At 62.6% G+C, this 13,232-nt stretch carries 11 protein-coding genes; 4 read left to right on the top strand and 7 right to left on the bottom strand.

Annotated elements, in window-relative coordinates; translation table 11 throughout:
* Nucleotides 1-17: 17 nt before the first annotated feature.
* Nucleotides 18-446 (top strand): ferric iron uptake transcriptional regulator, encoded by a 429-nt coding sequence (fur, locus tag BM031_RS17585; protein ID WP_091875871.1) that lies wholly within the window; start codon nt 18-20, stop codon nt 444-446.
* Nucleotides 447-647: 201 nt separating this feature from the next.
* Here fur and hrcA read toward each other — a convergent pair whose 3' ends face one another.
* Both hrcA and BM031_RS17575 read right to left on the bottom strand, forming a co-directional pair.
* Complete coding sequence (gene hrcA / locus BM031_RS17580; protein WP_091875870.1) at nt 648-1,664, bottom strand: heat-inducible transcriptional repressor HrcA; 1,017 nt, start codon at nt 1,662-1,664, stop codon at nt 648-650.
* A gap of 59 nt (nt 1,665-1,723) precedes the next feature.
* Nucleotides 1,724-2,437, bottom strand: coding sequence for an HAD family hydrolase (locus tag BM031_RS17575; protein WP_091875869.1), 714 nt, complete (start codon nt 2,435-2,437; stop codon nt 1,724-1,726).
* A gap of 248 nt (nt 2,438-2,685) precedes the next feature.
* On the opposite strand from BM031_RS17575, the gene BM031_RS17570 reads away from it, so the two are divergent.
* Both BM031_RS17570 and BM031_RS17565 read left to right on the top strand, forming a co-directional pair.
* On the top strand, nt 2,686-3,276 hold the full coding sequence (locus BM031_RS17570; RefSeq protein WP_091875868.1) for a hypothetical protein: 591 nt from the start codon (nt 2,686-2,688) through the stop codon (nt 3,274-3,276).
* Between the two features lie 19 nt (nt 3,277-3,295).
* Nucleotides 3,296-3,946 carry a hypothetical protein gene (locus BM031_RS17565; protein WP_091875867.1) on the top strand — a complete coding sequence of 217 codons (651 nt, stop codon included), beginning with the start codon at nt 3,296-3,298 and terminating at the stop codon, nt 3,944-3,946.
* Nucleotides 3,947-4,102: 156 nt separating this feature from the next.
* Here the strand turns inward: BM031_RS17565 and BM031_RS25600 are convergent, their stop codons facing one another.
* The 5 genes from BM031_RS25600 to BM031_RS17545 form a co-directional block, all read right to left on the bottom strand.
* Nucleotides 4,103-4,273 carry a hypothetical protein gene (locus BM031_RS25600; protein ID WP_177207805.1) on the bottom strand — a complete coding sequence of 57 codons (171 nt, stop codon included), beginning with the start codon at nt 4,271-4,273 and terminating at the stop codon, nt 4,103-4,105.
* A 374-nt stretch (nt 4,274-4,647) separates the two neighbouring features.
* A complete protein-coding gene (rsmA, locus tag BM031_RS17560; protein WP_091875866.1) occupies nt 4,648-5,415 on the bottom strand; it encodes a 16S rRNA (adenine(1518)-N(6)/adenine(1519)-N(6))-dimethyltransferase RsmA in 768 nt (255 codons plus the stop codon).
* Between the two features lie 24 nt (nt 5,416-5,439).
* Entirely contained in the window at nt 5,440-6,477 is a 1,038-nt protein-coding gene (gene pdxA, locus BM031_RS17555) for a 4-hydroxythreonine-4-phosphate dehydrogenase PdxA (protein WP_091875917.1), read from the bottom strand.
* Between the two features lie 11 nt (nt 6,478-6,488).
* Nucleotides 6,489-7,895 (bottom strand): peptidylprolyl isomerase, encoded by a 1,407-nt coding sequence (locus BM031_RS17550; RefSeq protein WP_091875865.1) that lies wholly within the window; start codon nt 7,893-7,895, stop codon nt 6,489-6,491.
* A 76-nt stretch (nt 7,896-7,971) separates the two neighbouring features.
* Entirely contained in the window at nt 7,972-10,239 is a 2,268-nt protein-coding gene (locus tag BM031_RS17545; protein ID WP_091875864.1) for an LPS-assembly protein LptD, read from the bottom strand.
* 1,232 nt (nt 10,240-11,471) lie between these two features.
* Here BM031_RS17545 and ltrA point away from each other — a divergent pair.
* Nucleotides 11,472-13,172 (top strand): group II intron reverse transcriptase/maturase, encoded by a 1,701-nt coding sequence (gene ltrA / locus BM031_RS17540; protein WP_091875863.1) that lies wholly within the window; start codon nt 11,472-11,474, stop codon nt 13,170-13,172.
* The last annotated feature ends 60 nt before the right edge of the window (nt 13,173-13,232 follow it).

Genomic DNA, 13,232 nt, shown 5'->3' with positions numbered 1-13,232 from the left:
AACTACGAGCAACAAACATGAGTAACAACCCTACCGACCTGAAGGCCAGCGGCCTGAAGGCAACCCTGCCGCGCCTGAAAATCCTCGAGATCTTCCAGAACAGCAGCGTACGGCACCTGACGGCGGAAGATGTCTACAAGATCCTGCTGGCTGAAAATATGGACGTCGGCCTGGCCACCGTGTACCGGGTCCTGACCCAGTTCGAACAGGCCGGCCTGCTGAACCGCAACCACTTCGAAACCGGCAAGGCCATCTACGAGCTCAACGCCGGCTCGCACCATGACCACCTGGTGTGCCTCGATTGCGGGCATGTGGAAGAGTTCTACGACGAAGAAATCGAATCGCGCCAGCACAAGATTGCGGCTGAACGCGGGTACAAGATCGCGGAGCATTCGCTGGCGATTTATGGGAATTGTATTAAAGTGGGGTGTTCGCGGAAGGGGTGACCTGTTCTGCGCGTCCGGGTGCAAGGAGGCGCAGGTAATACGCGACGGAATTGGGTTCCGGCCTTCGCCGGAACGACCTTGGTTAGTGAGCGTTCGCGCTAGCGCTGTTGCTACCTGGAGCCTCAACACCGTCGTCCCGGCGCAGGCGTGAATGATGCCACTGGCATCATTCCCCCCAAGTTCGTACCGCAGCCACTTACCTCAACTCTGGCTCAACGCATTCGACAACAGCTTCGCCGTAATATCCACAATCGGAATCACCCGCTCGTACGCCATGCGGGTCGGGCCGATCACCCCCAGCGTACCGACGATCCGCCCGTTGACCTCGTACGGCGCCGTCACCACGCTCATTTCATCCATCGGCACTAGTTTCGATTCGCCGCCGATGAAGATCTGCACGCCGCCCGCCTTGCTCGATACATCGAGCAGCTGCATCAGCCCGGTTTTTTGCTCGAACATGTCGAACATCTGGCGCAGCGACGTCATGTTGGACGACAGGTCGGATACCGACAGCAGGTTGCGCTCGCCGGAGATGACCATGTCGTCGCCCTCGGCCATCGCCTCGCTGCCCGCCTCCACCGCCACCGCCATCAGGCGGCCCATGTCGTCGCGCAGCTGGCGCAGTTCGCTGCCCAGGCGGGTGCGCACCTGGTCGAAGGTGAGGCCGGCAAAATTCTGGTTCAGGTAGTTGGCCGACTGCACCAGCTGCGAGGGCGTGTAATCCACGTCGGTCAGCAGCAGGCGGTTCTGGACGTCGCCGCGCGGGTCGACGATGACCAGCAGGATGCGTTTTTCGGACAGGCGCAGGAATTCGATCTGCTGGAACACCGATTCGCGCCGCGGGCTCTGCACCACGCCGGCGAACTGCGACAGCGAGGACAGCATCTGGGCGGCGTTGGCGATCAGCTTCTGGGGCTGCTGCTGGGGCAGGCGCATCTGCTGGGCGTCCACCGTGTGCTCGTTGAGGTGCTGCACGGTGAGCAGGGTGTCGACGAACAGCCGGTAGCCGCGCGGCGTCGGGATCCGGCCGGCCGAGGTGTGCGGGCTGGAGACGTAGCCCATTTCCTCGAGGTCGGCCATGATGTTGCGGATCGTGGCCGGCGAGACGTCGAGGCCGGAGATTTTCGACAGCGCGCGCGAGCCCACCGGCTGGCCGTCGGCGATATAGCGTTCGACGAGGGCTTTGAGCAGGGTCTGGGCGCGGGGTTCGAGTTGCATGGATTGGAAGAGGCAGGGGTGTGCCGCTATTATGCACGCGTGGGCGCGCGCTGTGCCAATCAAGCGTGTTCGCGCTTGAGCCAGTCCAGCAGGCCGTCCAGGCTGTGCACTTCCCCGTCGGGCTCGATGTAGCCGCCCGAGTCGTTGGCCTTGCCGACCCGGTTCATCCATACCGCGCGCATCCCGGCGCGCTGGGCGCCCTGCACGTCCAGCCGCAGGTCGTCGCCCACGTACACCGCGTCCTGGGGCAGCACCCGGAGCAGGCGGCAGGCTTCCTGGAAGATGGTCGGGTCCGGCTTGGCGACGCCGAAGGCGGGCGCCGACACCGAGGCGTCGAAGTGGCGGTCCAGGCCGATGGTCTGCAGGTCGGCGTTGCCGTTGGTGACCGAGCCCACCAGCACCCTCCCCTTCAGGCGCAACAGCCCGGGCAGCACGTCATCGTAGGGAATCACGGCGTTGCGGGCGGCGAAGAACTCGGTCATGGCCAGTTCCACCTTGCCGGCATCCTCGCCGGCCTGCTCGAAGGCGGCGATCAGGCCGGCCCGGCGCAGCGCGCCGAGGTCGAGCTGGAACGCGGGCTGGCGCGCCAGCAGCTCGAGCCGGGCGTGGCGCAGGGTCTCGATGCTGAACTGCTGCGCCACCCGCGGCGCATGCTCGCGCAGCCAGGCGAACAGGATCTGCTCGGCCTCCAGGATGACGGGGGCGATCGGCCACAGGGTGTCGTCGAGGTCGAACACTACGGCTTTGGGCCAGGCGCGGCGCAGGAGGGTCATGGTCGGGATCGGGTGGGAACGGTGCTCGTTCAAGGATAGCGAGCACACCGGTAGAAATCAATCGTCACTGTACCCGAGTACCGGCGGTTACACCGTGATACAAAGGCAAACCGTCCAGCTGCTTGCCAAATGAACTAAAATGTTGGGCGAATTCCGTCTAACCGCGTCCTTACCCGTGTCAACTGACCAGTTGCACGCCTGGATGCACCTCGGTTGCTTGTTACCAGTCAGATTTAATTGGAGAGATTATGAAGAGTTCCTACCTGCGTGTTGGCGCGGCGCTGGCATGCGCGCTTGCGCTGACCGCGTGTGGCGGCGGCGATGGCGACCTGGTTGTGGGTGGCTCGTTTTCGGGCGTGACCAAGACCGGCCTGGTCCTGACCAACAACGGCGGCGCCGACCTGGTGATCGCACCGACCAGCACCGGCTCGGGCACCTTCTATTTCCCTGACCTCGTGGAAACCGACTCCAGCTACAACATCCAGGTCAAGTCCAGCCCGAGCAATGCACTCGAGTGCAAGCCATTCAACAACACCGGCAAGGTGGCGTTCAACATCACCACCGTGGCGATCGTCTGCACCATCAAGACGCATGAACTGAAGGGAACCGTCAGCGGCCTGACCGGCGCCAACCTGGTGCTGGTCAATGGCTCGGACCGCGTGCCCGTGGCTGCCGGCGCCACCACGTTCGCGATGGCCAAGGTCAACGAAGACGCGCCTTACGGTATCGCCATCCTGACCCAGCCGGACAACCAGACCTGCACGGTTGCCAATGGCACCGGCGTGATGGGCGCAAACGACATCACCAATGCGGCGGTCACCTGTGGCCCGCGTACTTAATTATCCTGGAGCGTACTGAATGAAGTCTTACCTGATCCGTCCGGCATGCGTGCTGGCAGTAGCGCTGGGCCTCGCATCCTGTGGTGGCGGCGGCGACGATAACTATGCGGTGGCCGGCTCGGTCGATGGCATCGTGTACCCCGGCCTGGTGCTGCTCAACAATGGTGGCAGCGACCTTCCCGTGGCGCCGCCGGCCAAGCCTGGCGACGCGGTGAGCTTCAGCTTCGCGAACAAGCTCGAGTACGGCGACACCTACAACGTCACGATCAAGAACCAGCCGCTGCACCAGACCTGCGCCGTGCACCGCAACTTCCCGCTGAGCGCGTCCGACACGGCCGGCCGCCTCGCCGCGATCAATGTGCGCATGGAATGCTTCATCAATGACAACCCTATCGGCGGCAAGGTCACTGGCCTGACCAAGGACAACACCGGCCTGGTCGTGGCCAACGGCAGCACCAGCGGTACCGTCAGCATCATCCCGTCCACCACCGACACCACCGGCGCCGCCTTCGACTACACGATGCCGATCGAAGTGTTCTATGGCGAGACCTACGGCGTCACCATCGTGACCCAGCCGGTGGGCCGCCGCTGCACCATCGAAAACCCGACCGGGACGATGGGCGATGTAGCGATCACCAACATCAATATCAACTGCGTGCCGAGCACCTGAGAGATATACTAAAAACGTATGTCGAGTATGCGAAAGGAAAATTGGACTAATATGCTGTAACGCAGCATACTTGCTCCTGTCTCCTCCAACTCTCCTCAGAAAAGAATTGGATTTCAAGCCCGCTCCCTGAGCGGGCTTTTTTTTTCGCCCGGCTGCTTAGCCGCGCTTGGCGCTGACCTTCACGACCGCGACCTGCGACTCGCCGACCGACACCTGGGCGTTATAGGCGTCAAGCGCGCGGGTGGTGGCGGCATTGGCGTAGCTGCTGACGCCGGCCAGGGCCAGGGCGATGACGAAGATGGCTTCCATGTGCTTGAGGGTGTTCATTGTCGTGCTCCTTCGGTGAGTGGTGGGCCGCTTGCGGCTTGTCGATGGATGCACTTTAGCGAACGGGCCCTCGCAGCTCCAGCGGGGTGCGACGGATTGCAGGAAAGGGCGGATGAAGGGCTGAAATGGGGGATGCGCTGCGATGGTGCGGTGCAATGTGGAGATGGGCTTGGACCGTAGGTCGCTAGCCTTCGCACCGTCGTCCCGGCGAAGGCCGGGACCCAATTTTGCTCGCGAACCACCACTGTCATTTGTGGCGTTAACCTGACGTAACGAAATTAGGTTCCGGCCTTCGCCGGAACGACGTTGTTTGATGTCGAGAGTTTCAGACTCTGCGGCTTCGGCAGCGTCCGCTAAGCACGGCGTGAGTATTCTTACAACAAATTCGCCAACGCCACATACTGCTCCAGCGTCACCGCCTCCGGCCGCAGGCTCGGGTCGATGCCTGCCTCCACCAGCTGGGCTTCGGTGAACATGCCGGCCACGCAATTGCGGATCACCTTGCGGCGTTGCGAGAAGGCCTTGGCGACGACCTTTTCCAGCGTGGCGCCGTTCACTTCCAGCTGTTCGCGCTTCGGGATCATGCGCACGATGGCCGATTCCACCTGCGGCGGCGGGTCGAAGGCGGTGGGTGGGACGATGAACATCAGGTCCATGTCGTAGCGCCACTGCAGCATCACGGTCAGGCGGCTGTAGGCCTTGGTGCCCGGCTCGGCCACCATGCGCTCGACCACTTCCTTCTGCAGCATGAAGTACTGGTCTTCGATCAGCGGGGCGAATTCCGCCAGGTGGAACAGCAGCGGGCTGGAGATGTTGTACGGCAGGTTGCCGACCACGCGCAGCTTCTGTCCTTCCGGCACCGGGATGGAACCGAAGTCGAACTTGAGCGCATCGCCCGAATGCACGGTGAGCTTGTCGCGCGGGTAGGCCTTTTCCAGGCGCGCGACCAGGTCGCGATCGAGCTCGACGACGTGCATGTGGTCGAGCTGCTTGAGCAGCAGGGCGGTCATGGCGGCCAGCCCGGGGCCGATCTCGACCATCACCTCGCCCTGGCGCGGGCCGATGGCGTCGATGATGTTGTTCAGGACGAGTTTGTCGGTCAGGAAGTTCTGGCCGAAGCGCTTGCGGGCGACGTGTTTCATGGAATGTTGGTGCTTTCTTGTTCGTTACGGGCGGCGTGACGCCGCCATCTGCATGGCGGCGCGGATCGCCTCGATCATGCTGCCGCAGTCCGCCTGGCCCAGGCCCTGGGCCGCGAGGTCGAGCGCGGTGCCGTGGTCGACCGAGGTGCGCACGATCGGCAGGCCGAGCGTGATGTTGATGCCGCGCCCGAAGGTGGCGTGCTTGAGCACCGGCAGGCCCTGGTCGTGGTACATCGCCAGCACGCAGTCCGCGTCCTGCAGGTATTTGGGCTGGAACAGGGTGTCGGCCGGATACGGGCCGCGGGCGTCGATGCCGCGCGCGCGCGCCGCTTCCAGCACCGGCGTGATGACCTCGATCTCTTCGCGGCCCAGGTAGCCGTTCTCGCCCGCATGCGGGTTCAGGCCGGTAACCAGGATGCGCGGAGCGGCGATGCCGAACTTGGCTTTCAGGTCGGCGTCGATGATGTCGATCACCTGCGCCAGGGCCTCGCGCGTGAGCGCGGCCGGGACGTCCTTGAGCGGCAAATGGGTGGTAGCCAGCGCCACCCGCAAGTACGGCTGGCCGCCGCCCGGCTGCCCGGCCAGCATCATCACGACCTTCGGCGTGCCGGTTTTCTCGGCCAGGTATTCGGTATGGCCGGAAAAGTGGACGCCGGCGTCGTTGACCGTGCTTTTCTGGAGCGGGGCGGTGACGATGCCTTCGAACCAGCCGCATTGCGCGCCTTCGATGGCCAGGTCCAGCGTGGCCAGTACGGCGCGCCCGTTCTCGGCATCGAGCGTACCGGGCACCACGTGGGCCGCGAGTGGCACGTCGATCACGGCCAGGCGATCCTTGCCGAAGTGCGGCAGGCCGCCATTCCTCAGCGCCTGGATCGACAGGGCCGACAGGCGGATGGCCGGGTCGATGAGGCTGGCGGTGAGCGCCAGGAAGGCGGCGTCGCCCAGCAGCACGCAGTTGGCCGATTCGCGCAGCGCCCAGGCCGCGCGGATCGATATTTCAGGGCCGATGCCGGCCGGCTCGCCGACCGTGACCGCAAGGACCGGACGGCGCGCCTGCATCATGCCCATGGTGATTACTGCTCCTCGCGGAACTCGACGTAGGCGCGGTCGCGCACCTGGCGCATCCAGTCTTCCAGCGCTTCCTGCATCTTGCGCTCGCGCAGGACCTGGCGGGCCAGCGCGCGTTCTTTCTGGGCGCTCTGGTCTTCCGACTTGCGCTCGACCACGCGCAGGATGTGGTAACCGAACGGCGACTCGATGACGTCCGACATCTCGCCCGGCTGCAGCGAATTGAGCGCGCTGTCGAATTCAGGACCGGCGTCGCCCGGCGCCAGCCAGCCCAGGTCGCCGCCCTTGGCCGCGCTGGCCGGTTCCTGGCTGTTCTGGCGCGCCACGTCTTCGAAGCTCGCGCTCTTGTTCGCGACTTTCTCTTTCAGCTCGAGCAGCTTGCGCTTGACGTCGGCCACGGTCATGGTCGGCGTCGGCTTCATGAGGATGTGGCTGACGCGGGTCTGCTGGACCACGCTCTTTTCACCGGCGGCCGCGTCGGCCAGGTTGCGCTGCTCTGCCACCCGCAGGATGTGGAAGCCGTTGTTGGTCTTGATGATCGGGGTGACCTGGCCAGCTTTGAGCTTGCGCAGTTCGGTGGCGAAGATCGGCGGCAGCCGGTCCGGGTCGCGCCAGCCGATGTCGCCGCCTTTCAGGGCGTCGGGGGCGTCCGAATAGGTGGCCGCCATCTTGCTGAAGTCGGCGCCGGTGCGCAGCTGGCGCGCCACTTCCTCGGCGCGCGCGCGGCGTGCCGCGATCTGTTCGGGCGACGCGTTTTCGGGCACGGCCACCAGGATCTGCGCCAGGTTCAGCTCGACCTTCTCGCTTGCAGCGGCCTTGGAAGCCACCAGGTAGGTGTCGATCTCGGCTTCCGAGACCTGGATCTTGGCGTCGACCTCGTGCTCGCGCAGGCGCTGCAGCATGATTTCGTTGCGGATGTCGTCGCGGAACTGGGCGTAGGCCAGGCCCTCTTTTTCCATCTGGTTGCGCATCTCCTGCACCGACAATTTCTGGTTCTCGGCGATGCGGCCGATGGTGGCGTCGAGGGTGCGGTCGTCGATGCGCACGCCCATTTCCTTGGCCAGCTGGACCTGCGCGCGCTCGACGATCATCGATTCCACGACCTGGCGTTCCAGCGTGGCTGTGTCGGGCAGCTGCACGTTGCGCGCCTTCAGGTTCTGGGTGGTCTGGGCGACGCGGTTGCGCACCTCGTTCTTCGTGATCACTTCGTCGTTGACCACCACCTGGATCGAATCGATCACCTTGGCGCTGCTCGAGGCCGGCGGCAGGAAGCCGCTGCCCGGTTTCGTGATCTGGGCCGCGGCTGCGGGGGCTGCGGGTGCGGCGGCCTGGGCGAATACCTGGCCCGCGGCCAGGGCCGACAGCAGCGCTGCTGCAAGCTTAACTTGTTGCAAACGGGTGGAACGCGTCATCTGGAAAGCACTCATTCAGGTGAATAGTTATTCAGTTTACCGGCGGGCAGTGTACCGACTGCCGGTTAGGAGGGCCTTAAGGCCGTCCCACGTTGGTGTTCAACTGCGTATAGCCCGGGACGCTCTTGCTGAACGTCTCGAGCGCATTGCCCAGGCCCAGGCGCGACAGGCCATTGAGCTCGAGCTGGAAGAAGGCCGAGGTCGACGTGGTCTGGGCGGCGGTCACGAAACGCTGGCCGCCCATGCGGAAGATCCAGCAATCGGCCTTGTATTCGAGGCCGATGAGGCTTTCGAGCAGCTTGCCCTTCCCGACCGGCGTCGCGCCGCCCACGCCGTAGGAGCGCAGCGCATAGCTGACGCGCCCGACGCCGTACCAGCGCGCCGACAGCGGCCACTGCGCCGAAAAATCGACGTTGCGGAAGCTGTCGCGCTGGTAGCGGTACTCGGCATTGAGGACCTTCATCCGGGCCGGCTGCCACTGCATGCTCAGGTTCGAGCTGTACAGGTTGCTGCCGGTCGCGTCATATTGTACGCCGCTATCGAAGCTCCAGGTCTCCGAAATGCGGCCCGAGGCCGCCAGCAGCACGTCGGAACGGCTCTGGTGCACCGGCTCGCCCGGCAGGCGCACCAGCGGCTCGTCGAGGTAGCGGCGCTGGCCGAAGGCCAGGCGCAGGCGCTCGGCGCCGTCGGGCTGGATGAAGCGCGACACCAGGGCCGTGGTCAGCTGGTTGGCGTCGGACACGCGGTCGAAGCCCACGTAGCGGTTCTCGCTGAACAGCTGCGCGTAGTTGAAGCCGGCGCGGCCGGTGTCGAAGATCGGGAACTGGCTCTGGTCCTTGTACGGGGTGCGCACATAGAACATGCGCGGCTCCAGGGTTTGGGTCATGGCGCGGCCGAACAGCGTGGTCTCGCGCTCGAACACCAGGCCGCTGTCGAGCGAGACGGTATTGAGGCTGCGCGACAGCTTGGTGGGGCCGCTGTAGTTCGCGCGGTCCAGGTCGTACTTGGTATGGTGCGTGATGACCTTCGGCGTGATGAACCAGCCCGGGCGCACCCATGGGTAGCTGACCTGCCCCACCAGCACGGCGCGGTTGCCGCGCACGAAATCGGGGTGCCAGAAGCTCACCGCCTCGGCGTCCACCGCCCAGTCGAAGCCCTGCACGTCGTAGCGGCCGGCGTGGAAGTTAATCTGCGGCAGGCGGTCGTAGGGACGCGGCACCGCCAGGCCATTGGTGGGCGTGGCGGCCGGGTCTTGCAGCACCTGGTAGTTCTGGGCGCGCGCGGCGAGGGTCCAGTACTGGCCGCTGTAGTCGGTGCGCACTTCGCGCAGCAGCTGGCGCTCGGCGCTGACCGCCACGGTGCGCGAGAAGTCGCTCGGGTATTCGTCGTCGGAGGCCGCGTGCAGGTTCCAGCCGTAGGACCAGCCGGGACCGAGGCCCTGGGTGTGGATCGAGTCGACGCGCCAGCGGTCTTCGCCGGTCTCGCGGTCGTGGCGCAGGCCCTCGACGTGGGTCTCGCCGTTGTAGGCGCCGCGCTCGGTGACACCGAGGTAGCGCCCGGTGGCGCCGAGCTGCAGGCCGCGGTCGAACATCATGCGCGGATACACCGTCAGGTCACGGTTGGGCGCGATGTTGAAGTAGTACGGCACCATGACTTCGGCCTTGCCCTTGGAGCCGAAGCCCACGGTGGGCGCCAGCCAGCCGGAGCGGCGCGCGCCCGACAGCGAGAACGACAGGGCCGGGGTGCCGATGATCGGCACGTCCTTGAAATAGATGATGGTCTTGCCGGCCAGGCCCACGTCGCGCCCGCTGTCCAGGCGCAGGGTGCTGGACTTGAGGTACCAGTCCGGGTCCGGGCCTTCGCAGGTGCTGTAGGTGCCGTCGCGCACCAGCGCCACGTCTTCGCCGAGGAAGTCGATGCGCGCCGCGTTGCCCTGGGCGTTATTGAGCTGCATCCGGTACTCGGGACGCAGCACATAGCCCTTGCCGGTCTCCAGGTTCAGCTGCAGTTCGTCGCCTTTGTAGCGGTCGCCGAAGCGCCACAGCTTGACGTTGCCGGACGCAGTGACTTCGTCCTCGACGTTCATGTAGCAGGCGACGTCGGCGGTGAGCCGGGTCTGGCCGCGTGTCAGTTCGACATCGCGCGCGAGGTTCAGCTGGCGGTCGGGACGGCCGCTGATGTCTTCGGCGCGAATCGTGATCGGCAGGTCTTGCTCATCTGGATGTGGCGCAGGAGAAACAGCCTGCGCGTATAGCGGTCCGGATGCGGCGGCGGCGGCAGCAGCCAGTGCATACAGCGCACGTGCCTGCCGGGGAGGAAAAGGGTAGGCCGTAAACCAGCTCATGGAGAATCAGGAAGCGCCATAAAGGGCGGTATTTTTGGAATGAATCCCTTATTATATGGGAATAAGTGCGACACGTTCGCCAACGACGCCGGTTTTCGGCATTGATGTAAAGCAGGTAGAAGTAGGGTAACTCGTTGATTATTAACGATAACTACTTGATCCTGGAGATGCAAATATATCTGCAGAGGGTACGATACAATTGAACAGGGGAAAGAGGCATCCGCCTCAGAAACCTGTTCTGTCAGCTATGGAACCCAGCGAAGCACTGCTGATCTGTTGTCAAAACACAACGGAGAATGATCATGACATTGCGTGAATTTCTTTCACACATGAAGCAGGTCGCGAAGGACGATTCGCGTCTCTACCTTGAACCGTATGTAGCGGTCTTCAAATGGGTAAAGCGCAAAGTCAACCCGAGTAACTAAAGCGTTCATTCATTCGACGCCACGAGGACCGCAATGGTCCACTTCGTGTTCTGGAAGCGGCCCCCGCCGCAACATCTCAAAATCAAGGGCGATAGCTCCTCGATGTCTTGTCGCGCCAAGACCTCCCAGAGGTCATGGACCGCGACCGAGCGCACGACCGCTCGTCACCTACTTGGACACGCGTCACTGGCAACGGTGGGGTGTGAAGCTCCGATGACAATGTACCCCCGAGAATCTCGGTGGCCCTCGCACGCGAGTGTAGGGTCAGATACTGCCAGCAGCGAAGGTGGTAAAGGGGCTAGGTGAGTGCTGCATGGGTAACGTAATGTGAATCATCGCTTGAACCCTCGTAAATATAGCTAGGCGAAAGCTGCTTGCAACATCGCGCCTTAACCAAAACGGTAAGTGGTCGGTTATCTCTGTTTATTCTGGGGATACGTCGTCACAAACACCACCGGGGGAGAGATGGACCCTAAACAGCCAGTCGCGACACAACCTGTCGCGTCGATATCGTGGGGAACGTGGTAAGCCCGACCCTTCGCCGTCCACTCGCAAGATGGGTACGGCAGGAAAATCGCAAGAGGATCTGAAGGAGGAGCGGGTATGGGAGGATGGAGAAAGCGAACGCCGGGCTGTAATCGTCCGGATACGGATTCAAGATTTGTCCGAACCTGAAAGGGTGCAGACTTCCATCTGGTGCAATAGTCGTCAACCAGCTGCAAACACCTAAAGAAAACAATCACCCTGAAGGGACCTGCGCCCTCAAGGTCGCTGCGTCCTCCGGGGTCTTACCGAACGAGGAACAGCATGAAAGTAATCGATAGTCATCCCGGTTCTGCGTCCTCGCACGCCCCTCGGGACTGGTCCGCCATTGATTGGCGACTGGTACAGAGGAATGTGATGGCGATGCAGCGCCGCTTGACGAAGGCGACACAGGAAGGCAAATGGCGCAGGGTAAAAGCCTTGCAACGTTGGCTGACCCACTCGTTCAGTGCGAAAGCGCTGGCAGTAAAACGGGTGACCGAGAATCAAGGCAAACGTACCGCAGGGGTGGACCAGCAACTATGGGACTCCCCCTCGCAGAAACTCGCTGCAATTGCGCAGTTGAAGAGACATGGCTACAGGCCCCTGCCACTTCGGAGAGTCTATATCCCCAAGGCCAATGGAAAGATGCGCCCGTTGGGCATCCCTACCATGCGCGACCGGGCCATGCAGGCACTACATCTGCTGGCACTCGATCCGGTACTGGAAACGCGGAGCGACCCGAACTCTTACGGGTTCAGGAAATACCGAGCCACTGCCGACGCGATGTCTCAGCTCTTTCTCAATCTAAGCAAAAAGGACTCGGCAACATGGGTCCTGGATGCAGATATAGAGGGCTTCTTCGACAACATCAACCACGACTGGATGGCCAGCAATGTCTTGATGGACAGAGTGATCCTGAAGAAGTGGTTGAAGTCCGGGGTAGTCGACCGGGGGCAATTAGTCAGCACCGACGCCGGGACACCGCAGGGCGGCATCATCAGCCCTGCCTTGGCCAACTGGACGTTGAATGGGCTCGAAAAGGAATTGAAAGAGCATCTCATCGCTCGCTTCAAAACCCGGGGCGCCAAGGAACGGAAAGTGAATGTCGTGCGTTACGCAGATGACTTCGTGGTCACTGGCCAATCGAAAGAGACGCTGGAACACGAAGTAAAACCTTGGATCGAACACTTCCTCGCAGTCAGGGGATTACGTCTATCTGAATCGAAGACCCGAATCGTGCAAATCGAAGACGGTTTCGATTTCCTGGGTTGGAACTTCCGGAAGTACACCGGGAAGTTACTGATCAAGCCGAGTAAGAAGAACACCAAAGCGTTCTATGAAAAGCTCAGGAAGGTCATCGGCGACAACTTGGCGGCGACGCAGGAAAGCCTGATTCACCTGCTGAACCCAATGCTGCGAGGCTGGGCGCAGTATCACAGCCCCGTAGTAGCCAAAAAGGCGTTCACCAAGATGGAGTCGCGCCTGCACTGGCGGCTCCTCCGGTGGGCCATGCGAAGACACCCGAACAAGAACCGTGACTGGATACGCAAGCGGTACTGGCGTCCAGTCGCCGACAAAGCAAACGTGTTCACTGCGGACGTGATAACAAAGGATGGCAAGAAAGGCGCAAGAGAACTGTATTCGCTACCGGACACAGCTATCGAACGGCACAAGAAAATCAAGGGAGAGTTTCATCCCTACGACCCGCAATGGGAAGCCGAGGGCGAAAAACTCAGGCAGGATCGCATGTTGAAAAACCTGCGCTACCGTCGCGAATTAGCAACCCTTTACATGGACCAAAGCGGCTTGTGTGCGCTCTGCGGATGCGAGATGGACATGGGCACAGGATGGCACGACCACCACATAGAATACCGTGTGGCAGGGGGCTCCGACGCACTAGGAAATCGCGTATTATTGCATCCAACTTGCCATGCCCGCGTGCATAGCCAAAACATCAAAGTTGTTAAGCCGGTTCCTGCGTAGGAACTTTTATTAAGCTCGAGCCGTGTGCGGTGAAAGTCGCACGCACGGTTCCTAGGGGGG

Source organism: Massilia yuzhufengensis, from assembly GCF_900112225.1.
In the GTDB taxonomy this organism is placed as follows: Bacteria; Pseudomonadota; Gammaproteobacteria; order Burkholderiales; family Burkholderiaceae_D; genus Telluria; species Telluria yuzhufengensis.
The sequence above is the reverse complement of the archived record's forward strand: the minus strand, read 5'-3'. Positions and strand labels throughout refer to the sequence as shown.